This is a genomic window from Emcibacter sp. (assembly GCF_963675455.1).
GTDB lineage: Bacteria > Pseudomonadota > Alphaproteobacteria > Sphingomonadales > Emcibacteraceae > Emcibacter.
Genome location: NZ_OY776217.1, coordinates 598,709 through 624,651 on the forward strand (window position 1 = coordinate 598,709; position 25,943 = coordinate 624,651).

Here is a 25,943-nt window from a genome sequence, read left to right on the forward strand (position 1 = left end):
GGCCCCGCAAATTCTGCGGGGCTTTTTATTTTCCCTCTACTTTCCGGCCCCTCACCGGTTTATACTAACGTCATGACGGACGAGTCTCCCACACAGAAAATACGCACCGGACCCCGGCCCCTGCCCCTGCATGTGGCCAACGCCACCAGCAGCTGGATGAGTGCGGCGGCCAGCCTGCCCCTGTTCCTGATGGGCGGGCTGCATTGTCACCCGGCCCGCGAACAGGCGGCGCGGCTCTTACGTGACGAGTTGCAGAAGGAAAATATGATCCTGCTGCAACAGACGGTGATGATGCAGGCGCAGGAGCGGCTCATTCAGATGATGCAGGGGATCGAGGCTTACCAGAGCCACCCCTATTGCCGTCAGGTCACCCAACCGCCGGTGGCCCTGGAAAGCGGCACCACCCGGCTGCTGGACTATGGCAGCGAACAGACCGCCGACGGCCCGGTGGTGATCGCCGTGCCCTCCCTGATCAACCCGTCCTGGATCCTTGATCTGATGGAAGAACACAGCCTGATGCGCACCCTGGCCGCCGAAGGCCTGCGGTCTTACCTGGTTGACTGGGACGCGCCGGGGCCGCTGGAAAAACATTTCGGGCTGGATGACTATATCGCCAACCGGCTGGTGCCGATGATCCGGGAAATCGCCCGCCGCCATGACCGCCCCGTCCATCTCCTGGGGTATTGCATGGGCGGCAACCTGTCCATTGCCGCCGCCCATATCCTGCAGGGGGAAGGCGTGCTCGACAGCCTGACCCTGATCGCCACGCCGTGGGATTTTCATGCGGAACGAAATGTACAGCTGGAGGGTTTTCTGGACATCATGGAAAAGTCTCAAAATCTGTTTAAGGATATAGGGTTTGTTCCCATGGACATCATGCAGCTGTTTTTCTTCAGCCTTGATCCGACCCTGTCAGACCGGAAATTCCGCCGCTTCGCCACCCTCGACCCGAACGACCCGAAAACGGAAATTTTTGTCGCCATCGAGGACTGGGCCAACGAAGGGGCGCCACTTGCCCTCAACCTGGCCTTTGACTGCCTGAACCGATGGTACCGGGATAACCTGACCCACAAGGGGGAATGGATGGTGGAAGGCCGGGCCATCCTGCCGGAAGAGATTACCCTGCCCTGTCATGTCATCACCCCGGCGCGCGACCGGATCGTCCCCCCCGCATCTGCGAAGGATATCCTGAAACATCTGCCGGCCGCCACCCATACCTCGGCCGCAAGCGGTCATGTGAACATGATTGCCGGATATGGGGCTGATAAAATATTATGGCCTAAAATAGCTAAATATATAAAATATAATTACAATAAATAATAATTTTATAAAATAATTGAAAAGTCCGACAGGTTATTGTAAGACTTTTTCCAGGCAAAACTGTCAGGAATTTTTTTTGAGTCTCCCATTGCCATATATTGTTGCACTGCACTATCATTGTTGTGCTGATGTAACGAAAAAATAACGGACGGGAACAGTCGGTCGTCATATACTTCTTCTGTTTTCCCGTTGCTAAAATGACAAGAACATATTGCCCGCAGTGTCGGGAACTGAAACTGAGAAACAAGGATTTATCATGACAGACATCGCCATTGTAGCTGCCCGCCGCACCCCGGTCGGTTCATTTAACGGTTCACTAAGCGCTGTACCGGCCCATTATCTGGGTGAAACCGTCATTCGCGCCCTGCTGGAAGAAACCGGCGTCGCCCCGGCCGATGTGGACGAAGTAATCCTGGGCCAGGTGCTGACCGCCGCGACCGGCATGAACCCGGCCAGGCAGGCCGTGATCAATGCAGGCCTGCCCAAGGAAACCACCGCCTGGGGTATGAACCAGGTCTGCGGATCCGGCCTGCGCGCCGTAGCACTGGCCAGTCAGGCAATCCGTTGCGGCGATGCCGCTGTCATGATTGCCGGCGGCCAGGAAAGCATGAGCCAAGCCCCCCATGCGGCCCAGCTTCGCAGCGGTGTGAAAATGGGCCCGGCCAATTTTGAAGACACCATGATCAAGGACGGGCTGACCGATGCCTTCGGCGTCATGCACATGGGCGTGACCGCCGAGAATATCGCCCGGGAATGGCAGATCGGCCGCGAAGAGCAGGATGAATTTGCCGTCGCCTCCCAGAACAAGGCCGAAGCCGCCCAGGCCGCCGGTAAATTCAAGGATGAAATCGTGCCGGTCACGATCAAGGGGCGCAAGGGCGACACCGTTGTCGCGGAAGATGAATATATCCGTAAAGGTGTGACCCTGGACAGCATATCCGGCGTCCGTCCCGCCTTTGACCGGGAAGGGTCCGTCACCGCCGCCAACGCCAGTGGCATCAATGACGGCGCCGCCGCCGTGATGCTGATGTCGGTCGAGGAAGCCGAAAAGCGCGGCCTGACCCCGCTCGCGGTTATCAAATCCTGGGCCACCGCCGGTGTGGACCCGAGTATCATGGGTATCGGCCCGGTACCGGCCAGCCGCAAGGCCCTTGAAAAGGCCGGCTGGGATAAAGACGACCTTGACCTGATCGAAGCCAACGAAGCCTTCGCCGTTCAGGCCTGCGCCGTCAACCGTGACATGGGCTGGGATACGGACAAGGTCAATGTGAACGGCGGCGCCATCGCCATCGGTCACCCGATCGGCGCCAGCGGCGCACGTATTTTCTGCACCCTGCTGCACGAGATGAAACGCCGTGACGCCAAAAAAGGTCTTGCCACCCTGTGTATCGGCGGCGGCATGGGTGTCGCTGTCTGTGTAGAGCGTCCCTGACAGAAACAAGAAAAATGTCCCGGATGAAATTTCGTCCGGGACACTTAGGAAAAAAAGATCATATTTCCGGTCAAAGCCCCCGGAAGATGATCAGGAAATAACAAGAAGAAACGACAGAAAGACACTTAACAGTTATCAGCCAAAGACGGTGAGGAGAAGCATATGTCCAGAATAGCAGTTGTCACCGGTGGTACCCGAGGTATCGGCGCCGCCATTTCCCAGGCCCTGAAAGATGCCGGTTATACCGTTGCTGCCAGTTACGCCGGCAATGACGAGGCCGCCGCAAAATTCAAGGAAGAAACCGGCATTGCGGTCTATAAATGGGATGTGAGCGACTATGACGCCTGTCAGGCCGGCATGGCCCGGATTGCCGAAGACCTGGGACCGGTGGATGTGCTGGTCAATAATGCCGGCATCACCCGGGATGCAACACTGAGCAGAATGGACAAAAGCATGTGGGATGCGGTGATCGACACCGATCTTAGCTCCAACTTCAATATGACCAAAGCAGTCTGGGACGGCATGAAAGAACGGGGTTTCGGCCGCGTGATCTGCATCAGTTCCATCAACGGCGTCAAGGGCCAGATGGGCCAGACCAACTATTCCGCTGCCAAGGCCGGCGACATCGGTTTCGTCAAGGCGCTGGCCCAGGAAGGCGCACGTTACGGCATAACCGCCAACGCCATCGCCCCCGGTTATATCGGTACCGATATGGTGCGGGCGGTGCCGGAAAAGGTTCTGGAAAAAATTGTCGCCCAGATCCCTGTCGGCCGCCTCGGCGAGCCGGAAGAAATTGCCCGCGCCGTGGTTTTCCTGGCTGCCGATGAAGCCGGTTTTGTAACCGGCTCCACCCTCAATATCAACGGCGGCCAATATATCACTTAACAGGAACCGGTCCGGTCCTGTAAGATAGGCTTCTGTCGAACGTCATAAAAAGGAGGCGCGTAATTGTATCAGGATGTGGTCGATTTACGCGCCTTTTATCAATCCCCGCTGGGCAAGGTTGCCGCCCGGCTGATCCGTAACCAGATTCGTACTCTCTGGCCCACCGTGCACGGCATGGAAGTCCTGGGCCTGGGGTATGCCACCCCCTATCTCGATCCGTTCCGCGAGGAAGCCGCCCATACGGTCGCCATCATGCCGGCCCAGCAGGGGGTGATCCGCTGGCCCCGTTTCCACGGCAATCATCAGGGATCATACGGCGGCAATCTCTGCGCCCTCGCCAACGAACGCCACCTGCCCCTGCAAGATGCCAGCATGGACCGGATTGTCATGGTCCATATTCTGGAACATTCCGATCATAAACGGCATCTTCTCAGGGAAGTCTGGCGTACCCTGGCGCCGGGCGGCCGGGTGCTTCTGGTTGTGCCCAACCGTATGGGTTTCTGGTCCCGCAGCGATAGTACTCCGTTTGGTCACGGCACCCCCTACAGCACCGGCCAGATCCGCCAGATGCTGGCGGAAAACATGCTGACCCCGACCAGCGCCACGTCCGCCCTGACCCTGCCGCCGTTTAAAAGCCGGACCATGATTTCCCTGCTGGCCGCCATGGAAAAGACCGGCCAGAGATTCTGGTCCAATTTCGCCGGCGCCCTGATTGTCGAGGCGGAAAAGCAGATCTATGCCGCCGATGGCGGCAACCAACAGAAACAGCGGGTGCCTAAACCACTGCTCGCCGGCAACCAGATGCGGCAGAACCACTGACCGTCTCCAAGACTATCACAGGAAACTCCGTGTGCCATTTCAGCCGGTCTGTGGTAGACTTTCGAGTCTGAGAGGTTCACAGGTGCCGCAATAACCGGCGACTGATATTTCCGATACAGATTAGGGGTGGCAGTTATGGGTGCATACATAAAAGTCCGGCCAGATCAGTTTCCTTCCGCATGGGAGATAATCACCTCCTGCCTTTTTCTTGTTTTTTTCATAGCTTCTTTTACCGCCACCAGCACGATCTCACAGGCACAGGCCTCGCCCGATACCGCCTTTGTTCTGGACATCAAAGGCCCAATCGGCCCCGCCGTCAGCGACTATATTGTCCGCGGCGTGGAGCGGGCTCATGAAGACGATGCGACACTGATCATCCTCCGCATGGATACACCGGGCGGCCTGGACAATTCCATGCGCGATATTATTAAAGCCATCCTGACCTCTCCGATTCCCGTGGCCTGCTTTGTCGCCCCCAGCGGCGGGCGCGCCGCCAGTGCCGGAACCTACATCCTATACGCCTGCCATATCTCCGCCATGTCACCCGGCACCAACCTCGGGGCGGCAACACCTGTGCAAATCGGCGGACTGCCGACACCAACAGCACCGACTGGAACTCCCGACAAGGACAGCAAACCGGCCGCCGAACACCCGAGCCTGGAAGACAAGGCGGTCAATGATGCCGCCGCCTACATCCGCAGTCTGGCAGAAATGCGCGGGCGGAACGCGGACTGGGCCGAACGGGCCGTGCGGGAGGCCGTCAGCCTGTCAGCAATAAAGGCTGTCGAACTGGGCGTTGTGGATATTCTGGCCCGGGACATCCCCGAGCTTCTGGTTCTGATTGACGGAAAATCAGTAAAAATCGACCAGAGAACCCAGGTCCTGGAGACAAAAGGCCTTGTCGTTGTCGAGATCCTCCCGGACTGGCGGACCGAACTTCTGACAGTGATCACCAACCCGAACATCGCCTATGTTCTTCTGATGGTGGGAGTTTACGGCCTGATCATTGAATTCTGGAATCCCGGTACCATCCTGCCCGGGGTTACGGGTGCTATCTGCCTGGTCCTGGCCCTTTATGCCCTGCAGCTTCTGCCGGTGAATTATGCCGGTCTGGCGCTGATCCTGCTCGGGCTGATCCTGCTGATTGCGGAAATGTTTGTTCCCGCCTTCGGGGTACTGGGTCTTGGCGGTCTGGTGGCGCTGGTCATCGGCTCGGTCATCCTGATCGATACGGAAGTCCCGGGGATGGCCATCTCCGTCCCCATTATCGGATCCATCGCCTTTGTTTCCGGACTTCTTTTGCTGGGCATCATGTATATGGCCGTCAAGGCCTGGCAACGTCCGGTTACAACGGGCCCCGAAGCCCTGGTCGGCACAGCCGGCGAAGTCATCGACTGGCACGGCGGCATGGGTCACATCAGGATACACGGCGAAGTCTGGAAAGCCCGGGGGCCGGAAAAACTGGCCGACAAAAGCCGCGTCCTGGTAACAGGCCTGGACGGGCTCAGGCTGAACGTAGAGCAGGACAGCGAAAACAACACACAGGAGGCAGAGCATGACATTTGAATTTTCCATTCCCATTTATGTGGCCGTTTTTGTTGTTGTCGGGCTGTTGCTGTCGGCGATCCGTGTTCTGCGGGAATATGAGCGGGGTGTTATTTTCCAGCTTGGACGTTTCTGGAAAGTCAAAGGCCCTGGCCTGATCATTGTTATCCCTCTTATCCAGCAGATGGTCCGGGTTGACCTCAGGACCACAGTCATGGATGTACCGGAACAGGATGTTATTTCCAGAGATAACGTGTCGGTACATGTGAACGCAGTGGTTTATTACCGGGTTATCGATTCCCAACGGGCAATCATTGAGGTGGAAGACTTCAAATATGCCACCAGCCAGCTCGCCCAGACCACCCTGCGCTCCGTCCTCGGCCAGCATGAACTGGACGAAATGCTGGCCGAACGGGACCGGCTAAATCAGGATATCCGTAATATCCTCGACGAACAGACCGATGCCTGGGGAATCAAGGTCTCCAACGTGGAGCTGAAACATGTGGATCTGGATTCCAGCATGATCCGGGCCATTGCCAAGCAGGCGGAAAGCGAAAGGATCCGCCGGGCCAAAATCATCTCCGCCGAGGGGGAACGGCAGGCCGCCGATGAGCTACTTAATGCCGCTAAAATCCTGTCAGGCCGGCCGGAAGCCCTGCAGTTACGCTACCTGACAGCACTTCAGGATATCGCCACCGATAAAACCTCCACTCTGGTTTTTCCGGTCCCGCTGGACTTCTTGAAGGCCTTTGCCGGGGATAAGGATAAAGGAGAAAGCTAGGCCGGTTGTTCGTTCAGTCCGACCGGCTGATCACAAAAAGGCCCTGGGTCGCGAGAATATTGGAAAACCACAGGGTTTCGAACGGCATGCGGTGACCGCTGCTGTCGATCGCCATCTGTTTTTCGATGGTGATATTCTTTTCCCGGCACAGATTGACAAAATCCCGGATCGTGCAAAAGTGAATATTCGGTGTGGAATACCAGGGATGATCCAGGTTTTTGGTGACCGGCATAGTGCCATTGAGCAGCAGGCCGCCACGCACCCGCCAGTGTCCGAAATTAGGGAAAGACACAATGGCCTTGCGCCCGACCCGCAGAAGCTGGTCCAGCATCAGGTCGGGACGGGACATGGCCTGCAGGGTATGGCTCAGGATCACCACATCGAAACTATTGTCCGGATAATAGGCAATATCCCGTTCCGCATCCCCCTGGATGACCGACAGGCCTTTGGCAATACTTTTATTGACCCCTTCCGGGCTGATTTCAATACCGCGGCCGTCAACGTTTTTCTGGTGCACAAGATAGTTCAGCAGCACCCCGTCGCCACAGCCCACATCAAGCACGCTGGAGTCTTCACCGATCATGTCGGCAATCAGCAGCAGGTCGACCCGGATATCCTTGGGCCCAAAGTCCGTGGATCTGTTCATGACCGCCTCCCGCCTTTTTGTTCCGCCTGCGAAACAAGAAAGCCGCGGACGATATTATCCATTTCCGGGCAATCGAGCAGGAAGCTGTCATGGCCCTTGTCCATGTCGATATCGGCAAAGCTGACCCGGGCGCCGACCCCGTTGAGGGCGCGGACGATCTCCCGGCTTTCGTCGGTGGTATAAAGCCAGTCCGAATTGAAGGACAGGATACAGAAACGGGATTTAATGCCGCGGAATGCCTCGGCCAGCACACCGTTATAGCCCGCCGACAGATCGTAATAATCCATCGCCCGGGTGATATAGAGGTAACTGTTGGCGTCAAAGCGATCAACGAAGGAAATGCCCTGATGCCTGAGGTAGCTTTCAATCTGGAAATCCGCATCAAAGCCGAAGGTCAGCGCCTCCCGGTCCTGCAGGTTGCGGCCAAAGCGGCTGGTCAGCCCGCTTTCCGACATATAGGTGATATGGGCCGCCATCCGGGCCACGGCCAGCCCGGCATGGGGGCTGTCCTTTTCTTCATAGTAGCGCCCGCCCTTCCAGTTGGGATCGGCCATGATCGCCTGCCGCCCCACTTCGTGAAAGGCAATATTCTGGGCCGAATGGCGCCAGCTGGTGGCAATAGCGACCACACTGCGCACCCGGTCCGGATAGAGCACCGCCCATTGCAGGGCCTGCATGCCGCCCATGGACCCGCCGACCACGGCAAAAATTTCATCAATACCCAGATGATCCAGCAGCATGGCCTGGGTCCTCACCATATCAGGGATGGTGATCACCGGAAAATCGAGGCCATACGGCTTGCCCGTGGCCGGATTGATCTCGGCCGGACCGGTGGTGCCGCAGCAGGAGCCCAGCACGTTGGCGCAGATCACATAAAAACGGTCTGTATCAATGGGACAGCCGGGCCCGACCATCTCCTGCCACCAGCCTGGCTTGCCGGTGATGGGATTGATGCCGCGCACATAGTGATCGCCGGTCAGGGCGTGACAGACCACAATCACATTGGACTTGTCTTCGTTGAGAGTGCCCCAGCTTTTATACGCCACATGAATAGGGCCGAGCGCCGCACCGGAATCAAGGCGCAGGGGCGCCTCCGTGCCGAGGACTGCCACCTCGGCCACGCCGTCATCCTGTATTTCCTGTATCTCTGTACCAGTCATTTTCATCGCCTGCCTTGACAGTCTGTCTTACCCCAGAAGCCATATAAGTCAATAAATTCTTTGTTTTAGGCGCAGTTTCGCCGAATATCATCTTGCAGTCGGGGGCCGTTAAAGATAGAACAAATTCACCGGCGCGGCTCGTTCCGCGGCGAGGCGTGCCACAAATTCAGACAAAGCAGGTAACATAATGAGCGGACTGGTCCCACGGCCATGGATTGAGACCCTTGAAGTATACGAAGGCGGCAAGTCCAAAACAGACGGCGTGGCAAAAGCGGTTAAACTTTCTTCCAATGAGTCAGCCCTCGGCCCAAGCCCGAAGGCCATGGAGGCCTATGCGGCCGCCGTCCATACCCTGCATCGTTACCCGGACGCCAGCTATGCGGCCCTGAAGCAGACCATTGCCGACAAATATGATCTTGTGGCAAACCGGATTGTCTGTGGCATCGGGTCCGACGAGATCCTCAAGCTTGCCTGCCGCGCCTATGTGGCGCCGGGGGACGAGGTCATCTACAGCCGCTATGGCTTCATGATGTATCCCATCGCCACCCGGTCCGTGGGCGGCATACCGGTGGAAGCGGAAGACAAGGACTACACCGCCGATGTCGACAAGATACTGGCCAGCGTGACCGATAAAACACGGCTTGTATTTCTGGCCAATCCCAACAATCCGACCGGGACCTATATTTCCACGTCCGAAGTGGAGCGCCTGCACCGGGGCCTGCCGGATAATGTGCTGCTGGTGCTGGATGCGGCCTATGCGGAATTTGTCGAGACAGAAGATTACGAGGCAGGCATTGCCCTGGCGTCCTCCGCGCCCAATGTGTTGATGACCCGGACCTTCTCCAAACTCTACGGTCTGGCGGCTCTGCGCCTCGGCTGGGGCTATGCCTCGGCGGAAGTTGCCGGCAACCTGGACCGGCTGCGCGATCCCTTCAATGTGCCGACGCCAACAGAACTGGCCGGTATCGCCGCCCTGAAAGACATTGCCTTTGAAGAACAGGCGATCGCCCACAACAGCCACTGGCTGGGCTGGCTGAGTGCGGAAATCAGCGCCCTTGGCCTTGATGTGGTGCCGAGTGTAGCCAACTTTATCCTGATCCGTTTTCCCGGCGGGGTAAAATCAGCGGAAGCGGCCAATGATTTTCTGCTGAAAAAAGGCTATATTCTTCGGTGGTTGCCCGGCCAGGGGCTTGGCGACTGCCTGCGGCTTTCTGTCGGCCTGGAAGAGGACAACCGGGCAGTAGTGGCCCTGCTCAAGGAATTTATGGACGCCTGACATGACACTCTACAAACAAGCCACCATCATCGGTTTCGGTCTGATCGGCTCCTCTGTCGCCCGGGCGCTCAGGGAAAACGGCGTCTGTGAAATCATTGTTGCCTGTGACGCCGATCCGGATTGCCTGGCCAAAGTGCAGGAACTGAAACTGGCTGACAGATGTAGCGGCGATGCCGCCGAAGCGGTCAGAGGATCTGACCTGGTGGTCCTCGCCACGCCGGTCGGCACCTATGGTGACATCGGCAAGGCCATTGCCCCTTCGCTGGATTTCGGCACAACGGTCACCGACGTGGGATCGGTGAAGGGTTGTGTGCTCAAGGCCCTGCAACCGGTGCTGCCCGAACATGTGCATCTGATTCCCGGTCACCCCGTTGCCGGTACGGAGCAATCCGGTCCTGAAGCGGGCTTCGCCAGCCTGTTTGCCGGGCGCTGGGCGATCCTGACGCCGCCAGAAGATACTGATCCGGACGCCTTGAAAAAACTTACCAGAATGTGGGAAGCCTTTGGCAGCAAGGTCGAAGTGATGACACCCGAACATCACGATCTGGTGCTGGCCATCACCTCCCACATCCCGCACCTGATTGCCTATAACATTGTCGGCACCGCCCACGACCTGGAGGGTGTCACGGACTCAGAAGTGATTAAATTCTCCGCCGGCGGTTTCCGGGACTTTACCCGTATTGCCGCGTCCGATCCGACCATGTGGCGGGATGTGTTCCTGAACAACAAGGAAGCGGTGCTGGAAATGCTGGGAAGGTTCAGCGAGGACCTTACGGCCCTGCAGCGCGCCATCCGCTGGGGCGACGGGGAAACCCTGTTCAACCTGTTCAGCCATACCCGTGACGTGCGCAAGCAGATTATCGAAGCCGGTCAGGATGAAGAGGCCCCGGATTTCGGCCGCCCCCATGATACGGCAACCCGGAAATAACTAGTCTGACGGCGGCTGGTTCCCGGCCAGAGGTTTCAATTCATAGACCGGGATCGGGCCGACAAAGACAAGTCCGTTCTGCAGGCTGATGGACAGGGGAAGTACTTTCTCTTCCCCGCCGTCGCTCACACCCATGTTTTTAAGTTCTTCCAGTATCATGTCGCCCGGCTCCTGCTGGAAGGCCGGATGACCGGACAGCACCGCCACGATATGATCCAGCCCCCGTATCTGCGAGGAAAAGGCGCCCAGCGGTTTCAGGTCCTGGTCAAGGGAGACATCGCCATTCATGGTAAAATCCATTTTACCCGAGCGGAGATCCAGTTTGCGGATTGCAAGAGTTCCCCCCTCGTCCCGCCATTCAGCCAGATCTTCATAAGTGTAGCGCGGAAACCGGGAGCCGTGCAGAATGGCGTGCAGCTGGATACTGTCCGCTTTCCTGCCGAAAATGCCAACCGGTATCTCATGGGCGACGACATCCTTCGCCGTGAAAAAAGTTTCCAGCAGCGCCGGCAGTTCCATCGCCTCCTGCCCTTCCGGTGCATTCAGGGCCCGGCGTACATGCAGATGGACATCCCGCGCCTCTGACGGCGGCATCCGTTCGCCTGTGCCGCTGTAGGCCCAGGACATCCGGTCAACCGCCAGGGACAGGCGCTCCAGCCGGCGACTGTCCCGGTCAAGTATCAGCGATGATTTCACCCCGTCCAGCGACAGGGTCATATCAGGTGTTTCGAGGGAGCCGATGGAAATATCCCCGTAAGCGCTGGAGACAACTGCGTGAGTAAGCTTCCAGGGGAAGGCGACCACCGCCAGTTCCGGGAAGGCCACATTGACCTCGCCGCGCCGGGTCAGTTCAGACGGAAGGGTCACCCGGAGACCGGACAGCTTGAGAACAATTTTATAGGGGAAACCTTCGACGGAGAGATCACCATAGAAAGTCCGAACGCCCTTGCTTTCCTGCGCAGCAATCCAGATTCTGGCTTTTTCCTCGATTTTTCCGGCCAGGTAAAACCAGAAGGCCGAGTAGGCGCCCACCACAACAAGAACCGTTATCACCAAAGCCTTAAAGCGCATTCGTTCCGTTTCCTATTCCTGTCTCGCCCCGACTGGACATAGCATACCTGACCGGCTGCCAAAAGAAATAATATAACCTACCGAACAAGAGTAACTGTCCGGAAAACGAATCTGCCTCAAGCTATTCTGCCGGCAGCAGCAGACGCCGGCTCGCCCCCTCGATATTATGCTCAAGCAGGGGCAGGAACTCTGTCCGGGCCATGCCGGGCGCGATGGGCTCAAGAAATTCAAACACGATGGTGCCGCCGGGCCGGATTTCCCCTGACTTGGACCAGTGCAATCCGGAATTCACCGCCACCGGCACTACCGGCTTCGAAAGATATTTATACAGACCGTATATCCCCGGCTGATAGGTGCGGTGTTCGCCGGGAAGGGTTCGTGTGCCTTCCGGGAAAATGACCACCGGGCGATCATCATTGAGGGCCAGACGTGAAGATTTCATCAGCTTGCGCATGGATGTGCCTCCCGCCTCCCGGTCAATGGGGATCATGCCGGACTTGCGACAGAAGAATCCATAGATGGGAATCCGCAGCAGTTCGGCCTTCATGACAATGGCCGGGTCCCGCAACAGCGAATGAAGGACAAATGTATCCAGGGCAGACTGATGTTTCATGGCAATAACGCAGGGACCTGCGGGGATATTCTCGCGGCCGCGAATTTCAACCTTCAGTCCACCGACTATTCTGACCAGCAAAACCACACTGTGTGACCACATTGTCTGGCCCGCCACCAGATATTTCCGGGGCAGCAGCAACGTCGGCAGGAACAGCACACAGAAGACCGTACTCCATCCGTAAAAAGCAAATTTAAATAATCCCGACCGCACCCTGTTCACCTGGCTTGTACCACTTTCCCCGCGCACTCACTGTTCAGCCGAAAGCTGTTCGTGCATTTCCTCCAGCGACTTTTCCGCCGCCAATTTATCAGTCAGAACCGCCCTGACAAGACTGAAAACATATTTATTATATTCCCGCGCCAGAGAGTAGAACCTGGTGTTCTCCGGACGCCAGTTTCCAACAGGATGACCAATGATTTCTATGTGGGGCATGAAGCGTTCCATTTCAACCATGGCCCGCGGCATATGTTCCAGGGACGTTACCAGGCGCAGGGAGACAAAATGATTTCTGGACATCCAGAGAGCCGTTTCCCGCGCATTGCCTTCGGTATTCTGTGCTTCCCGACCCACTTCAATGCAGCAATCGGCCAGCTTTTCTCCACTTCGCAGGTAGTCATAGAGTTCTTCCTCCCGGACAACCTCGTTGACGCCGGAGATAAACAGCTTGTCGCCCATATTCTCTTTCAGCAGCCTGACAGCCTCATCAAGGCGATTGCGGCCGCCGGTCAGCACCACAATGGCATCCGTCTTCATCGGCGACAAGTCAGGTTCCCGGGACAGGCCGTGCAGAAACCAGCCGAACCCGCCTAGCCAGATCAATACGAAGGAAATGAAAAAATAATAAATCAGTCTCATACCCAAATGCTGAAATACGCTCAGCAGCCTCCTTCTTTTTCCTGTCTGGACCGGCCTTTCCGGAAAGCCCCTTACATTGTACGGGCAAGTTCCTTCATCACTGTGACGCGTGCCGTTACCATGGAAATCATGCCGGACAGCACAGGCAGGACCAGCAGCAGCAACATCTCCAGATAGGGGACATCCGGCGCCTCGACCAGACCCTGCGCCAGATTCTGCACAAGACGCGCCAAACCGAAAATGGTGATCAGGGCCAAAGCCAGTCCGACCAGCCCGCCCTTCAGGCCGTGACGCATGAATCGTTTCTGGTAGGCCCGGGCAACAAGGGCGTCCTCGGCCCCCATCAGATGCATGATCTTGATGGTCTCCTTATGTTCCGCCAGTCCGGCCTTGGTGCCGAAAATCACAATGGCAATGGTCGCCAGAATAACCAGCAGAAAAATACCGAGCGCCACATATTCAACCATATGGGTCAGTTCGACAAAATGACCGAGCCATTTCTGGTGATCGTCAATATGTATTTTGTCGGAAACCTGATGCAGACGGCTTTCCAGAGCATCAAGATTAAGAACCAGCCGGCTGTCGGTCTGCACATCCAGCATGGCCGGAACGGGCAGATCGCCGGTGATATTGCCCTGCCCCAGCCAGGGCTCGAGCAGATCGGCAATTTCCTGTTCACTCAGTTGCCGTATCGCGAGGACGCCGGGCGTCTTGGCCAGGAGCCCCTCGACAGCCTTCACCGCCTGGTCGCGTTCCTCCCGGTTCTCGATAGAGACCTGAACCGTCAAGCGGTTGGACAGGGTCTCGGTCCAGCTGCCGAACCCGTTATGCACCAATATTCCGCCGGTCAGGGACAGGGCGCTGAGGTAAACCATGACCGCCATCACCCACGGCAGAAGCCTGGTTGCCTCATGGTCCTTTTCATTGGGCAGGAACTTGAAAGACGACGCCATGTCTAGTTCCTCCCGACCGGGTTGACGGGAGACTCCCCGGCGTTGACCATCTGCAGATGGCCGTCATGTAAATGCATCCGGTTCGCCCCGATCTTGCGTACAAGCGACATGTCGTGGGTGGCAATAACCGTTGTCGTGCCCAGCTTGTTCAGTTCCACGAACAGATACATCAGCCGCTCCGCCATTTCCGGATCCACGTTACCGGTCGGCTCATCCGCCAGCAGCAGGTCCGGCCGGTTGATCACCGCCCGGGCAATGGCCACCCGTTGCTTTTCCCCACCCGACAGGGTCGATGGCCGCGACGCCATCCGGTCCTTGAGGCCGACCCAGCTCAGGAGCTCTTCCACATGTTCATCGATTTCAGGCCCTTTTCCGCCGGCTATCCGTAACGGCAGGGCCACGTTTTCCACAGCCGTGAGATGATCCAGCAGGCGGAAATCCTGAAACACCACACCAATCCGGCGCCGCAACCGGGGCAGCCCCTTGCGCTCTGTAGCGCTGACATCCTGGTTAAACATCGAGATCACGCCCCGTGACGGCCGGTGGGCCAGATACATCAGCTTAAGCAGTGACGTCTTTCCGGCGCCGCTGGGGCCGGTCAGAAAGTGAAGTGATCCCGGTTCCAGATCAAAGGAAATATCCTTCAAAACCTCGGAGCCCATACCATATCTCATGCCAACATTTTCGAAACGGATCACGTACAAACCTTTTCACATTTTTCAAGTTCTGACAGAGCATATCCGGCCGATATGGCCAAACGCAAGTTTCAATAGGTCAGAGCGGACAATTCTTTTTCCATCTGCCTGAAAAACATGTCAAAATCATGCCCTGTCGTCTGGCCCCTTGCATAGGGGGAATCGGCAGACTATAAGTATGGTTAAAATATACACTGTAAAAAGGCTTATAATACAGGCACCTGCATGATACTGACCTGCCCTGAATGTCTTGCCAAATATGTGGTTGATCCAAAGGCCCTGCTGCCCGCAGGTCGAACCGTGCGCTGTGCCAAATGCCGGCATACCTGGCATGAAAGCCCGCCGGCCGCCGATATTCCGGTTATCAACGAAGCCGAGGACAAGGTCAGCCTTGCAGAAGAGACGGAACCTGCAGAAGAAACGGCTCCTTCTCCTGAAGAGACACCTAAAGCCCCACATCCCGATGCCGGCGCACACGAGGGTTCCGGCGCCGACTTTGACCTGTCCATCAGACAGCGCAAAAAACGACCGCGGCCGATTCCCAAGGGCTCAAACCTGCCGGCCCTGCAGAACCATCATCATGGCTCAAGCAAGTGGGGCTGGGTTGCACTTTGTGCCTTTGTCACCATTGTCATCAGCGGACTGTTGATTTTCCATGACACGATTACTGAACTCTGGCCGCCGTCCGGCAAGCTCTACCATGCCATCGGCCTGGACGGGGAAGCCGCCCCCACACACGTCACGGAGAAGAAAAAGGAAGAACCACGGCTGCCGGTCTCTGAGCGGCTGGTCATTCAGAATCTGGTTCCCGCCAAGGAAAGCCGGAATGGCACTTCCTATCTGGTGGTCCGCGGGGAAGTTCGCAATATTACCGAAACGAAGCAGGAAGTGCCGCCCCTGCAGGTCTCCCTGCAGGATGCCCGCGGCGTCACCATCAGAAACTGGACCTTCATGACCTCACCCGGCATTCTGCCGCCTGAGGATGTTGTCGGCTTTGAGACTGCCCTGCCCAATCCGCCTGCCGACGCCCGTGACCTCAGGGTCAGCTTTACCGAGGAGTGAAACAGACCCTCCGGCAGGTCCGCAGAGCTGTAAAATTCCCCCAGATTCGCTTTTTCTGCTCAAATTGTGATATATTTGCCCGTTAAGCCCTTAAATGGCGTAAAGCAAATTTAAAGGTTTTTCCGCTAAGACGGATTCAGAAGAATCCATTATGGTTAACGAGCGGCAAAATGGCACATATCCTAATTGCAGAAGATGAAGAAGCAGTCAGCGCCTTTGTAAGCAGGGCGCTGGAGCTGCGTGGCCATACCACACATGTCGTTTCTGATGGCGGTGCCGCGGCTGATGCCCTGAGCAAGAATCATTATGATCTTCTGCTGACAGATATCGTCATGCCGGTGATGGACGGTATTTCCCTTGCCCTGAAAGCCTCTGCGGCCTACCCGGATATGCCGATCCTGATGATGACCGGCTTTGCCCATGAAAAACAGCGGGCCCATAACCTAGAGGCCCTGATCCACGATGTGATCAGCAAACCTTTTTCTCTGGATGAAATCTGTGATGCGGTCGACAATGTGCTCGGCACCGGTTCTGCCGCGCCGGACAGGTCCGCCCTGCGCGCCTAACTTCCGCTTTCCTCTTCCTCAAGCGCCCGGATCAGCGGTGCATGGTAAAGTTCGTCGCCCAGCCGGTGTTTCAGGTTGTTGAGAAGAACAAGGATCTGCGACTGATACTGGGCGGCTGTTTCCATCTGCCCGGCTTCCAGACTGGCCAGAACATCGCCGATCAGTCGGCTGATCTCTTCCACATCATTGCGTGAATCGATACCGCTATCCACCAGGGCCGAGGAAAGCTGTTCAAGCGATGCACCAAGTTTGCTTTGGGTATCGCTCCATTCCTGCCATTCGCGGCGGACCCGCGCCTCATAGTGCCCGGACTTGTCAGTGGTCACAATTTCCGCTTTCAGTCCCCCCTTGTAGCTGTTGGCCAGCAGCCGTTTCTGAATGCCGATCAGGTTGTCCATGATCTGCTGGCCCTGGGTGGCGGCGATAAAACGGCTGTATCCGCCCACGGTCAGGAAGGAAACATCCCTGCTGACAACAGCCGTGCGCAGATAATCCATCAGTCGTTCCGCCTTGTCATGATGTTTCTTGTCCGCATAATAGAGGACACGCCCGTAAAGCTTGTGCAGCACCCGGTGATCAAGGATTTCATCTCCGGCGAGCTGAGCCGATTCTTCGCTCCCGGAAAAGCGGGCAAAAAGGCCGTCCAGATCGGCAAGTTCATGCCTGACCGCGTCCACAGACTGCCCCTGCAATAACGACAGACGGATCGCATCCAGTTTTTCCACCAGAGCCAGTTCGATCTGGCCGCCCGCACCACCTTCGGTAAGATTGGCGACATCCCACAATATCCGCCGCGCCTCTTCCGGATCCCCGGGAGTGGCCGGATTAACCAGCCGCCAGTAAGCGGAGCGCAGAGCCAGGTGATAGACCGGCGAACCGACTTCTTCTTCAGGCAGCAGGCTGAACGCCATAATCTGCCGGGCAATGGCATGGCGGTTCTCAGGATGCTCCAGAAGCTCTTCCCGCAAGCTCGCCATCTTGCGGGCAATCGGATCAGAAAATTCACGACGGGCAATAGCAATGCCCTGAACGTCCCGGACGGTGACCTGACCCGCCTCATCCTCGGCAACCAGCGTCAAGGTTGCGGTGCCGCCGGCAGCGCCCGCCATGGACAGGTCCACATAAAAGCGGCCGTCATAGGCCGACAGTTTCTCAACCGGCAGCTTCAGCTCATAGGGGTCAGCGTCCGGATGGTCCTGACTGGTTACCAGAATTTTCAGGCTGGCAATTCCATAATCATCAGCAGCATCAACCTCCACCGGCAACAGACCAAGTGGCGTCAGCTCTTCGGCAATCCGGAATTCCCGGATCTCAGGCGCCTGATCCTGCAGCAGAATAACCGGCCAGACACCAAGTTTCTCGCTGCCCCGCCTGACCTGCCAGCTTGTGGCCCGGTCAATGACAAGTTCCCCCTCATAAATCCCCTCGGTCGTTTCGGTCAGCACGACTTCCTGCCGACCGGCCCTGACAACCACCGGCCAGGGACTGTTTTCCAGCCTGACCCTGAGCAGGCTGCCCTGGGGCACGGGGTTAAGATCCGTCCCGGCGGAGCGATGGCCATCGGCAATGAATTCCTTTTCCAGAGGAGCGGACCCGGTATAGGCGGGCGGCACGATCCGGGCGTGAACCACGGCAACCGGATAGTCAAAAAGGGCCCTGGGTTTGCCGGCAATTGTCCAGCGACGATCCAGATCGTCCCCGGCAATCAGGGCCAACAGGCCGACAAGCAACGCGCAGAGACCGAAATTCCTGGCCGTCAGCCAAAAAGAAAGATTTTTGTTTTTCCGGAGAGACAGGAAAAAAACACTTATCGCGAGTCCCGCCGCCACGCCATAAAGGGCGAGATGCGCCATGTCGGGCATATAGCCCCAGACATCAAGGAAAGACAGACCGAGATATAAAAGAACAATAGCGCCACTTTGCAGCAGCGCGCAGGCCAGTGAGTTAATTCCGGTCCTGCCGAATAAAAAATTGCCCGTCTTGTTTGTAATCGCAAATCTCCGGTCTGTTTATTCTATTGTGCCAGCCAGTTGGGAAGCTGATCAAGCCCAATCAGCTGCTCATAGGTTTGCCGGGGCCGGACAACCGAGAATTTATCATCCTTTACAAGCACTTCCGGCACCAGCCGGCGTGTATTATAGGTCGATGACATTACTGCCCCGTAAGCACCGGCAGAGCGAATCGCCAGCAGACCGCCACTTTCCAGTGGCATCATTTTCCGGCCTCTGGCAAAGATATCGCCGGATTCACAGACAGGTCCGACCACATCAAAGACCTCCGCGTCACGTCCATTTTGTACAACCGGGACAATTTCATGATAGGCATCATACATGCTCGGTCTTAGCAAATCGTTCATGGCCGCATCAATAATCAGGAATTTACGTTCCTGGCCCTCTTTGACATAAATGACCTGACTGACCAGAATGCCCGCATTCCCTACCAGCAGACGGCCAGGTTCAATGATAATGCGGCAGCCAAGGTCACCGACAACCTCCTTGACCATGGCGGCATAGGCGTCGGGAGAAGGAGGCTCCTGTACAGTTGGGTCATAAGGAATACCCAGACCGCCGCCGAGATCCAGACGGGAAATTTCGTGGCCGTCCTCCCTGAGCTGTCCAATCAGTCCGCCAACCCTTACAAAAGCTTCCCTGAAAGGTTCGAGCTCGGTCAGCTGGGAGCCGATATGCACGTCCAGACCGACCACCTTGATTGCCGGCAGACGCGCCGCCTCGGCATAAATTTTCCGGGCCTCTACCCAGGGCACACCGAATTTATTTTCCGATTTTCCTGTCGAAATCTTGGCATGTGTTTTTGCGTCCACATCCGGATTGATACGGAAGGCAATGGCGGCTTCCCGGCCCAGTTCGCTGGCCACCCGGCTCAACTGATGCAGTTCGGGCACAGATTCCACATTGAACTGATAAATACCGCTGTCCAGGGCAAAGGCCATTTCCCCGGCGGTTTTGGCTACGCCTGAATAAACGATTTTCTCCGGCGGAATTCCCGCCGCCAGCGCCCGGCGCAATTCCCCTTCGGAGACCACATCAGCGCCACTGCCTTGGGCGGCCAGGGTGGCTATCACCGCCTGGTTGGTATTGGCCTTTACCGCATAACAGAGCAGAAGATCCAGGCCCTGTTTCTCAAACGCCTCGGTAAATACCTTGTAATGTCGCTCCAGGGTGGCGCTGGAATAACAGTAAAATGGTGTTCCCACGGCCTCGGCAATTTCCCGGACCGGAATCTCTTCCGCATACATCTCGCCATTCCGGTACCCGAAATGATCCATTGTCTTATCCTTTATTCTAGATCGGCTTTGCTTTTATTCGCCTTGTTCCTGAGCGGCGGGCTGATCTGTGGTCTGGTAGCCCGGAGGCGGTTCAAGCGCACTTCTTTTCCCGCAGGACTGCAGGGAGAGGGACGCAACAACAACCGTCGCAGCCACAAGGGCGCGAAGATAAGGGGCAGATTTCAGCTTATGGCTCAGGTTCATGGTGTTCTCCTGATGGCATATCTAGCATCAGGCGACAAAAGTTTCCACGATTAAAATAAGCGGATAAACAGACAGGACGCGATAATGAAGGTCGATCAGATTACCGGGACGATAGGTACACTGCAGGAGGCCAGAATTACAGCCGACAGTAACAGAATAATATATTTCATCTTATAGTTCCTTTTAATTCCGTCCCAAACACCCGACGCCCATCCTGACCGCATCATCTTTATAGGCCCTTAACAAGCGGGTCAAATTTAAGTCAAATTCCCATTCACATTTTATTGATGGTTTATGTGCGCTTGCCTCTTGCCGGACCGTCTGAAGGTGCGTAGGCTTCAGCAGTTCAACCGTAATTCAAGGAGAAGAGAAATGATCGGTTACGTCACATTGGGGACCAATAAATTTGAAAAAGCGGCAAAATTCTATGATGAGCTTTTGTCGCTCTATAAGGCCGGCCGGGCCATCGAGAGCGACCGGCTGGTCGCCTGGGCCACCGGACCGGGCAGCCCGATGGTGGCAATTGCCAAACCCTGGGACGGCAAACCCGCCACGGTGGGCAACGGCACAATGATTTCCCTTGCCGCCGCGAATAGCGCGCAGGTCGATGAGCTTTACGCCAAAGCCCTGGAACTGGGCGGCAGTGACGAAGGTGCTCCCGGCGAGCGTATCCCCGGTTTTTATGGCGCCTATTTCCGCGATCTCGACGGCAATAAACTCTGCGTCTTCCACATGGACATGAGCGCGATGAGCTAAGCCTTCAGGCGCTCTTTACTCTGAAAGACGCTTTCGCGCAGCTTTTACCTGCTCCCGTACCTGTACGGGAGCAGTCCCGCCATAGCTTGTGCGGCTGGCCACCGAATCCTCCACCGACAGGACGCAAAATACATCGTCGGTGATACTTGCTTCCACCGCCTGCATTTCAGCAAGCGTCAGGCCATCCAGATCACAGCCCTTCTGTTCCGCCTTCGCAACAAGTGTGCCGGTCACATGATGGGCGTCCCGGAACGGCATGCCCAGCACCCGGACCAGCCAGTCGGCCAGATCGGTCGCGGTGATAAAACCTCTGGCCGTCGAGGCCAGCATTTTATCCGCCTTGACTTCCATATCATCAACCATGCCGGTCATGGCGGCAATCACCAGGCTGAAGGCGTTGGCAGCATCAAAAGTTGCTTCCTTGTCTTCCTGCATATCCTTGGAATAGGCAAGCGGCAGCCCCTTCATCACGATCAGCAGGCTGTTCAGTGCGCCGATGATCCGGCCCGCCTTGGCCCGGCACAGTTCCGCTGCGTCGGGATTTTTCTTCTGCGGCATGATGGAGGAACCGGTGGTGAATTTATGGCTGAGGTTGATATAGTCGAACTGGGCCGACGACCAGATGACAATCTCTTCCGCCAAGCGGGAGACATGGGTCGCACAGATGCTGGCCGTGCCCAGGAATTCCAGGGCAAAGTCCCGGTCCGACACGCTGTCCAGGCTGTTGGCGGTAGGCCGGTCAAAACCAAGTTCAGAAGCGGTCATAAAACGGTCGGTATTAAAGGAGGTACCGGCCAGGGCCGCCGCGCCGAGCGGGCATTCATTGAGCCGGGCGCGGGCATCCTGAAGCCGTCCGCGGTCACGGGAAAACATTTCAAAATAGGCCAGCAGATGATGACCGAATGTCACGGGCTGGGCGCTCTGCAGATGAGTAAACCCGGGCAGGATCACGTCCGCATATTTGTCCGCCTTTTCCACCAGCGCCGTCTGCAGGCCTTTCAGCGCCCCGTCCATCTGGTCGATGGCATCCCTGACCCAGAGTTTGAAATCGGTGGCCACCTGGTCGTTGCGGGACCGGGCCGTGTGCAGCCTGCCGGCGGGCTCGCCGATGATTTCCTTGAGCCGGGATTCCACATGCATATGAATATCTTCCAGAGCAGGGTCCCAGGTCATCTTGCCGGCCTCGATTTCTTCCCTGACCTGATCCAGCCCTTGCAGAATGGCGTCACCGTCTGCCCTTGAAATAATGTCCTGGGCCACCAACATCTTGCAGTGCGCTTTTGACCCCTGAATGTCCTGGGCGTATAACTGTTTGTCAAAATCGATGGAGGCGTTTATTTTCTCCATGATTTCGGCAGGTCCGGCGGCAAAACGGCCGCCCCACAGGGCATTGGCTGATTTTTTGTCATTTTCGGTCATTTTTCAATCCTGCAGACAAAGGTAAACGGGCAGATTTATGAAAAGAACTCTTCCAGCTCTTGTTGCACTCATCGCTCTGGTTATTGTGGCACTTTTTTTCCTAAAGGACGGAGATACGCCAAAAGAAAGCCCGCTGCAAGCCCTGGCGGTGGGAAAAATGGCAAAATTCACCCCCAAAGCCCCCCCGACCCGGCTGTCCGACCTCCCCTTCACCAGCCCGTCTGGTGAACAGATCACCCTGTCCTCGTTTGAAGGAAAAGTGATCCTTCTGAATGTCTGGGCAACCTGGTGCGCCCCCTGCCGTCATGAAATGCCGGACCTGGAGGCCCTGAACCAGGAAATGCAGAGCGATGATTTCCAGGTCGTCATCCTGTCCATGGACCGGGGCGGCCGGGAGGCCTCGCAGAAATTCCTTGACGAGATCGGCGTCACCTCGCTTGAGCCCTACCTTGATCCCACCGGTAAATTCAGCCGTTCCATCGGTGTGCTTGGCCTGCCGGTCACTATTCTGATCAATGAAAGGGGCGAAGAACTGGGCCGGCTTGTCGGACCGGCGGAATGGAGTTCGCCGGATGCCAGGAGTCTCATTGAACATGTCCTGACGCCCTGAGGACACTCTTGTCAAAAAATTCACAGAAGAGCGCTTGACACCATTGCAACAATATAACATAAAAGCAACATAACGATATATTATAACATTAATTAGGTATCATAATGTCTACACTTTCCTCTAGTCGATTGATTTGTCTTTTGTTCGCCGCCTCTGCCGTCCCTGCCCTGGCCGACCCCGCATCTACCGATCCAGGCCAGGTCCATCAGCATGGTCACGAGATAGAGGAAATTTTTTCCACCGCGACCCCCCATGCCAAGAGCCAGATGGATGTGTTGCAGGGATCGAGCCTGGTCACCGAGGAACAGCTGGACAGACTGATGGCGGCCACCATCGGTGAAACCCTGACAAATATTCCGGGGGTCAACTCCACTTTCTTTGGCCCGGGCGCCAGCCGACCGGTGATCCGCGGCCTTGGCGGCGACCGCATCCGCATACTGACCAACGGCATCGGCACCATTGACGCGGCCAACACCAGCCCCGACCATGCGGTTGCCGGCGATCCGCTGACCGCCCGCCGGGTAGAGGTGCTTAAAGGCGCCAGCACCCTGATCTACGGCAACAATGCCATTGGCGGCGTGGTCAATATCATTGACGATCGTATTCCCAGTGTCATGCCGGAGGGAGATCTGGAAGGTCGCACCCGCCTCAGTTACGGTACCGTGGCTGATGATTTTTCCGCCGGTGCCGCAGTGACCGCAGGCCTCGCCGACGAGATTGCCGTACATGTCAACGGTTATTACCGCAACACCGGCGATTATGACATCCCGGGATCTGCCGAAAGCGAGGCCCTGCACGAAGCCGAAGGCCATATTGAAACGGTTGAAGAAGGCGGCAGTTCGGTGGAAAATTCCAGCCTGGAAAACAAGGGCGGTGCTTTCGGCCTGAGCTGGATTGGCGATACTGCCACGCTGGGCGGCTCCGTCAGCTATTCAAAAAGCAATTACGGCGTTCCTGCCGGTCATGCTCATGAAGAAGAAGGAGTTGAGGAAGAAGAACACGAGGAAGAGGCGCCCGTCCGGGTTGACCTTGAACAGGTCCGCTTTGACCTGAAAGGGGAAAGCGAGATGAACCTCGCCCTGTTTGAGAAGGCCCGCCTGCGCTTCGGCTACGGCGACTACGAACATAAGGAACTGGAGGGTGAAGCCACAGGTACCGTCTTCAAGAACAAGGGCTGGGAAGGCCGTCTGGAACTGATCCAGAAGGAGCGTGGCAACTGGCACGGCTCCATGGGCGTGCATCTCAGAAGCCGGGACTTTGAAGCCATCGGCGACGAAGCCTTTGTGCCGCCGACCGACACCTTTCAGTGGGGCATCTTTGCCGTGGAAGAAGTGGAACTGGATCAAATCACCCTGGACATGGGCGCCCGCTTTGACCACCAGAAAACAGATAATAACGCCCTCGATATTTCCCGCAGCTTTGATACCGTCAGCCTGTCTGCCGGCGCCGCCTATCATCCCAGTGAAAACAGCCTGATCGGCATCAGCCTGAGCCGGGCCGAACGGGCCCCCAACGCCGAGGAACTGTTTTCCAACGGACCGCACCTTGCCACCGGCGCCTTTGAGAGGGGCAACAGTAACCTCACAACAGAAAAGGGACTGACGGCCGAACTGTCTTTCAAATATCAGGCCGAGCAACTGGATGCGACAATCAATTTCTATCACACCTGGTATCAGGACTTTATTTATGAAGTTGAAACCGGGGAGGAGGAAGACGGCCTCGAAGTCTTCCAGTTCCGCCAGAATGACGCCACCTTCTGGGGTTTTGAAGCGGAGGCCTCCTATATGCTTTGGGAACAGACGGACAAGTCACTGACCGTTGATGTGATGGCTGACTATGTACGGGCAAAGCTTGATGATGATCTTGGCAATCTGCCGCGCATCCCGCCGTTCCGCTTCGGTGTCGGGGCCGACTATGCCAGCGACTATATTGACGGGCGGGCGGAAGTCCGCTTTGTCAGCGCCCAGGACAACATCACCGAACACGAACTGCCTACCGACGGCTACACAGAAGTCAACCTGGAAGCCTCATGGAAGCCTATGGGCAACGAGGAAGATCTGGCTGTGCGCCTACAGGTGCAGAACCTGACCAACGCAGAACGTCGGCTGCATGCCAGCTTCCTGAAAGATGTCCTGCCGCTGCCGGGCCGTAATTTCCGCCTCAGCGTCAATTACGGGTTTTAACTTCTACCCGGACCGGCAATAAAAAAGGGCCGCCTTAATAAGGCGGCCCAAAGGTTGGCATTTTCAGAATAAACGTATTGAATTCTTATGAGCGGCGGCGACGGGCAATCCCGAAACCGGCAAGGCCCAGACCCAGCAGGCCAAGTATGGCGGGCTCGGAAGCCTCAACCGCGATTTCAGGAGCGCTCAGAACAATCTCTCCGCCATCACCAGTCGTACAAGTCTCGTCAGAACAATACCCATCGATGCCCGCAGAATAGAAAGACTCATTGCTGATCAGCACCATGATTTCACCGGTGTCATCAGCGATGGCTTCCGTCGCCACAATGTAAAATTCAACCAGGGTAGAAACTGTAGCGTCAAACGTACCGGACATATTATAGGCCACGGCAGAGGCATCATTAATCAGCATCGTCCCCAGTTCAAAGGAAAATCCAAGTACATCAGAACTGTCAAAGGACCCGTTGGGCACCACCACAGAGTCAACAAGTTCAATTTCGCCGGAATAGGCTGTGCCGTCTGCAATACCCACATCGCCGCAACCGAAATCACAGGTCCCGGAAAGGGAAACGATTGCGGCCTGGGATGCAAAAGTACCGCCAAGAGCCATCACAGCCGCAAGCGCCGCTGCCTTGATCATATTGTTAAATAAATTCGCCATAACTAACCTCATTATAATTTTACAGGTCAACTTAATTTTTCTTCACCTACCCAACATACTCGCAATTAGCGTGCCAGTTCCCATATTTTCCTGATAAACCCTTTAGATACTTCATGTTAACAAAAAACAACTTCATGAGAAAAATACCGCCCGACACAAAACTGTAAAGAAAGCCGACAGTTTAAGGGGAAAAAAACAATATTGTCCCATTTTG

25 protein-coding genes are annotated in these 25,943 nt (G+C 56.5%); 13 read left to right on the forward strand and 12 right to left on the reverse strand.

The window, feature by feature from the left end; genetic code table 11:
• Positions 1-72: 72 nt before the first annotated feature.
• The 6 genes from ACORNT_RS02750 (at position 73) to ACORNT_RS02775 (ending at position 6,782) form a co-directional block, all read left to right on the forward strand.
• Complete coding sequence (locus ACORNT_RS02750; RefSeq protein WP_321395057.1) at positions 73-1,320, forward strand: alpha/beta fold hydrolase; 1,248 nt, start codon at positions 73-75, stop codon at positions 1,318-1,320.
• A gap of 256 nt (positions 1,321-1,576) precedes the next feature.
• Positions 1,577-2,752, forward strand: coding sequence for an acetyl-CoA C-acetyltransferase (locus ACORNT_RS02755; RefSeq protein WP_321395059.1), 1,176 nt, complete (start codon positions 1,577-1,579; stop codon positions 2,750-2,752).
• A gap of 162 nt (positions 2,753-2,914) precedes the next feature.
• Positions 2,915-3,637 (forward strand): acetoacetyl-CoA reductase, encoded by a 723-nt coding sequence (gene phbB, locus ACORNT_RS02760; RefSeq protein ID WP_321395061.1) that lies wholly within the window; start codon positions 2,915-2,917, stop codon positions 3,635-3,637.
• Positions 3,638-3,700: 63 nt separating this feature from the next.
• Positions 3,701-4,456, forward strand: a complete 756-nt coding sequence (locus ACORNT_RS02765) for a class I SAM-dependent methyltransferase (protein ID WP_321395065.1) — start codon at positions 3,701-3,703, stop codon at positions 4,454-4,456.
• A 135-nt stretch (positions 4,457-4,591) separates the two neighbouring features.
• Positions 4,592-6,022, forward strand: a complete 1,431-nt coding sequence (locus ACORNT_RS02770) for a nodulation protein NfeD (protein ID WP_321395069.1) — start codon at positions 4,592-4,594, stop codon at positions 6,020-6,022.
• Positions 6,012-6,782: a slipin family protein gene (locus ACORNT_RS02775; RefSeq protein WP_321395071.1), complete on the forward strand. Its 771-nt coding sequence runs from the start codon at positions 6,012-6,014 to the stop codon at positions 6,780-6,782. Before ACORNT_RS02770 ends, ACORNT_RS02775 begins: the two co-directional genes overlap by 11 nt.
• A gap of 13 nt (positions 6,783-6,795) precedes the next feature.
• Here the strand turns inward: ACORNT_RS02775 and metW are convergent, their stop codons facing one another.
• The gene (gene metW, locus ACORNT_RS02780) at positions 6,796-7,428 is read right to left on the reverse strand and encodes a methionine biosynthesis protein MetW (RefSeq protein ID WP_321395074.1); all 633 of its coding nucleotides are present in this window, start codon (positions 7,426-7,428) and stop codon (positions 6,796-6,798) included.
• The gene (gene metX / locus ACORNT_RS02785; protein WP_321395083.1) at positions 7,425-8,588 is read right to left on the reverse strand and encodes a homoserine O-acetyltransferase MetX; all 1,164 of its coding nucleotides are present in this window, start codon (positions 8,586-8,588) and stop codon (positions 7,425-7,427) included. Before metX ends, metW begins: the two co-directional genes overlap by 4 nt.
• Before the next feature lie 187 nt (positions 8,589-8,775).
• Between metX and hisC the strand changes: the two genes are divergently transcribed.
• Together hisC and ACORNT_RS02795 are read left to right on the forward strand one after the other, a co-directional pair.
• Positions 8,776-9,864, forward strand: coding sequence for a histidinol-phosphate transaminase (gene hisC, locus ACORNT_RS02790; protein WP_321395091.1), 1,089 nt, complete (start codon positions 8,776-8,778; stop codon positions 9,862-9,864).
• Position 9,865: 1 nt separating this feature from the next.
• Positions 9,866-10,792: a prephenate/arogenate dehydrogenase family protein gene (locus ACORNT_RS02795; RefSeq protein WP_321395095.1), complete on the forward strand. Its 927-nt coding sequence runs from the start codon at positions 9,866-9,868 to the stop codon at positions 10,790-10,792.
• Here ACORNT_RS02795 and ACORNT_RS02800 read toward each other — a convergent pair whose 3' ends face one another.
• From ACORNT_RS02800 to ftsE, 5 genes are all read right to left on the reverse strand, one after another.
• On the reverse strand, positions 10,793-11,863 hold the full coding sequence (locus tag ACORNT_RS02800) for a DUF2125 domain-containing protein (RefSeq protein ID WP_321395098.1): 1,071 nt from the start codon (positions 11,861-11,863) through the stop codon (positions 10,793-10,795).
• A 121-nt stretch (positions 11,864-11,984) separates the two neighbouring features.
• Complete coding sequence (locus ACORNT_RS02805; protein WP_321395100.1) at positions 11,985-12,689, reverse strand: lysophospholipid acyltransferase family protein; 705 nt, start codon at positions 12,687-12,689, stop codon at positions 11,985-11,987.
• Between the two features lie 36 nt (positions 12,690-12,725).
• Positions 12,726-13,334, reverse strand: coding sequence for a YdcF family protein (locus tag ACORNT_RS02810; protein WP_321395103.1), 609 nt, complete (start codon positions 13,332-13,334; stop codon positions 12,726-12,728).
• Between the two features lie 71 nt (positions 13,335-13,405).
• Positions 13,406-14,287, reverse strand: coding sequence for a hypothetical protein (locus tag ACORNT_RS02815; RefSeq protein ID WP_321395106.1), 882 nt, complete (start codon positions 14,285-14,287; stop codon positions 13,406-13,408).
• Positions 14,288-14,289: 2 nt separating this feature from the next.
• Positions 14,290-14,985 carry a cell division ATP-binding protein FtsE gene (ftsE, locus tag ACORNT_RS02820; RefSeq protein ID WP_321395110.1) on the reverse strand — a complete coding sequence of 232 codons (696 nt, stop codon included), beginning with the start codon at positions 14,983-14,985 and terminating at the stop codon, positions 14,290-14,292.
• 222 nt (positions 14,986-15,207) lie between these two features.
• Between ftsE and ACORNT_RS02825 the strand changes: the two genes are divergently transcribed.
• Both ACORNT_RS02825 and ACORNT_RS02830 read left to right on the forward strand, forming a co-directional pair.
• Positions 15,208-16,044, forward strand: coding sequence for a zinc-ribbon domain-containing protein (locus tag ACORNT_RS02825; RefSeq protein WP_321395113.1), 837 nt, complete (start codon positions 15,208-15,210; stop codon positions 16,042-16,044).
• 170 nt (positions 16,045-16,214) lie between these two features.
• Positions 16,215-16,610 carry a response regulator gene (locus ACORNT_RS02830; protein ID WP_321395116.1) on the forward strand — a complete coding sequence of 132 codons (396 nt, stop codon included), beginning with the start codon at positions 16,215-16,217 and terminating at the stop codon, positions 16,608-16,610.
• Here the strand turns inward: ACORNT_RS02830 and ACORNT_RS02835 are convergent.
• The 3 genes from ACORNT_RS02835 to ACORNT_RS02845 all read right to left on the reverse strand — a co-directional run bounded on the left by ACORNT_RS02835 (position 16,607) and on the right by ACORNT_RS02845 (position 20,100).
• The gene (locus ACORNT_RS02835) at positions 16,607-18,463 is read right to left on the reverse strand and encodes a DUF4175 family protein (protein ID WP_321395119.1); all 1,857 of its coding nucleotides are present in this window, start codon (positions 18,461-18,463) and stop codon (positions 16,607-16,609) included. The two genes, ACORNT_RS02830 and ACORNT_RS02835, sit on opposite strands and share 4 nt — an antisense overlap.
• 161 nt (positions 18,464-18,624) lie before the next feature.
• The gene (gene lysA, locus ACORNT_RS02840; RefSeq protein WP_321395122.1) at positions 18,625-19,896 is read right to left on the reverse strand and encodes a diaminopimelate decarboxylase; all 1,272 of its coding nucleotides are present in this window, start codon (positions 19,894-19,896) and stop codon (positions 18,625-18,627) included.
• Positions 19,897-19,929: 33 nt separating this feature from the next.
• The gene (locus ACORNT_RS02845; RefSeq protein WP_321395125.1) at positions 19,930-20,100 is read right to left on the reverse strand and encodes a hypothetical protein; all 171 of its coding nucleotides are present in this window, start codon (positions 20,098-20,100) and stop codon (positions 19,930-19,932) included.
• Between the two features lie 372 nt (positions 20,101-20,472).
• Between ACORNT_RS02845 and ACORNT_RS02850 the strand changes: the two genes are divergently transcribed.
• On the forward strand, positions 20,473-20,856 hold the full coding sequence (locus ACORNT_RS02850; protein ID WP_321395127.1) for a VOC family protein: 384 nt from the start codon (positions 20,473-20,475) through the stop codon (positions 20,854-20,856).
• Between the two features lie 15 nt (positions 20,857-20,871).
• Here ACORNT_RS02850 and argH read toward each other — a convergent pair whose 3' ends face one another.
• Positions 20,872-22,275 carry an argininosuccinate lyase gene (gene argH / locus ACORNT_RS02855; protein WP_321395130.1) on the reverse strand — a complete coding sequence of 468 codons (1,404 nt, stop codon included), beginning with the start codon at positions 22,273-22,275 and terminating at the stop codon, positions 20,872-20,874.
• A 37-nt stretch (positions 22,276-22,312) separates the two neighbouring features.
• Here argH and ACORNT_RS02860 point away from each other — a divergent pair, with 37 nt between their 5' ends.
• Together ACORNT_RS02860 and ACORNT_RS02865 are read left to right on the forward strand one after the other, a co-directional pair.
• Complete coding sequence (locus ACORNT_RS02860; RefSeq protein WP_321395133.1) at positions 22,313-22,885, forward strand: TlpA disulfide reductase family protein; 573 nt, start codon at positions 22,313-22,315, stop codon at positions 22,883-22,885.
• A gap of 104 nt (positions 22,886-22,989) precedes the next feature.
• Positions 22,990-25,068, forward strand: a complete 2,079-nt coding sequence (locus ACORNT_RS02865) for a TonB-dependent receptor (protein WP_321395136.1) — start codon at positions 22,990-22,992, stop codon at positions 25,066-25,068.
• Positions 25,069-25,153: 85 nt separating this feature from the next.
• On the opposite strand, the gene ACORNT_RS02870 is transcribed toward ACORNT_RS02865, so the two are convergent.
• Positions 25,154-25,729, reverse strand: coding sequence for a PEP-CTERM sorting domain-containing protein (locus ACORNT_RS02870; protein WP_321395139.1), 576 nt, complete (start codon positions 25,727-25,729; stop codon positions 25,154-25,156).
• Between the last annotated feature and the right edge of the window lie 214 nt (positions 25,730-25,943).

Coding starts and splice junctions, on each gene's coding strand:
- ACORNT_RS02750 (WP_321395057.1), top strand. CDS start 73: ATGACGGACGAGTCTCCCACACAGAAAATACGCACCGGACCCCGGCCC.
- ACORNT_RS02755 (WP_321395059.1), top strand. CDS start 1,577: ATGACAGACATCGCCATTGTAGCTGCCCGCCGCACCCCGGTCGGTTCA.
- phbB (WP_321395061.1), top strand. CDS start 2,915: ATGTCCAGAATAGCAGTTGTCACCGGTGGTACCCGAGGTATCGGCGCC.
- ACORNT_RS02770 (WP_321395069.1), top strand. CDS start 4,592: ATGGGTGCATACATAAAAGTCCGGCCAGATCAGTTTCCTTCCGCATGG.
- ACORNT_RS02775 (WP_321395071.1), top strand. CDS start 6,012: ATGACATTTGAATTTTCCATTCCCATTTATGTGGCCGTTTTTGTTGTT.
- metW (WP_321395074.1), bottom strand. CDS start 7,428: ATGAACAGATCCACGGACTTTGGGCCCAAGGATATCCGGGTCGACCTG.
- metX (WP_321395083.1), bottom strand. CDS start 8,588: ATGACTGGTACAGAGATACAGGAAATACAGGATGACGGCGTGGCCGAG.
- hisC (WP_321395091.1), top strand. CDS start 8,776: ATGAGCGGACTGGTCCCACGGCCATGGATTGAGACCCTTGAAGTATAC.
- ACORNT_RS02795 (WP_321395095.1), top strand. CDS start 9,866: ATGACACTCTACAAACAAGCCACCATCATCGGTTTCGGTCTGATCGGC.
- ACORNT_RS02800 (WP_321395098.1), bottom strand. CDS start 11,863: ATGCGCTTTAAGGCTTTGGTGATAACGGTTCTTGTTGTGGTGGGCGCC.
- ACORNT_RS02810 (WP_321395103.1), bottom strand. CDS start 13,334: ATGAGACTGATTTATTATTTTTTCATTTCCTTCGTATTGATCTGGCTA.
- ACORNT_RS02815 (WP_321395106.1), bottom strand. CDS start 14,287: ATGGCGTCGTCTTTCAAGTTCCTGCCCAATGAAAAGGACCATGAGGCA.
- ACORNT_RS02825 (WP_321395113.1), top strand. CDS start 15,208: ATGATACTGACCTGCCCTGAATGTCTTGCCAAATATGTGGTTGATCCA.
- ACORNT_RS02830 (WP_321395116.1), top strand. CDS start 16,215: ATGGCACATATCCTAATTGCAGAAGATGAAGAAGCAGTCAGCGCCTTT.
- ACORNT_RS02835 (WP_321395119.1), bottom strand. CDS start 18,463: ATGGCGCATCTCGCCCTTTATGGCGTGGCGGCGGGACTCGCGATAAGT.
- lysA (WP_321395122.1), bottom strand. CDS start 19,896: ATGGATCATTTCGGGTACCGGAATGGCGAGATGTATGCGGAAGAGATT.
- ACORNT_RS02845 (WP_321395125.1), bottom strand. CDS start 20,100: ATGAACCTGAGCCATAAGCTGAAATCTGCCCCTTATCTTCGCGCCCTT.
- ACORNT_RS02850 (WP_321395127.1), top strand. CDS start 20,473: ATGATCGGTTACGTCACATTGGGGACCAATAAATTTGAAAAAGCGGCA.
- argH (WP_321395130.1), bottom strand. CDS start 22,275: ATGACCGAAAATGACAAAAAATCAGCCAATGCCCTGTGGGGCGGCCGT.
- ACORNT_RS02860 (WP_321395133.1), top strand. CDS start 22,313: ATGAAAAGAACTCTTCCAGCTCTTGTTGCACTCATCGCTCTGGTTATT.
- ACORNT_RS02865 (WP_321395136.1), top strand. CDS start 22,990: ATGTCTACACTTTCCTCTAGTCGATTGATTTGTCTTTTGTTCGCCGCC.
- ACORNT_RS02870 (WP_321395139.1), bottom strand. CDS start 25,729: ATGGCGAATTTATTTAACAATATGATCAAGGCAGCGGCGCTTGCGGCT.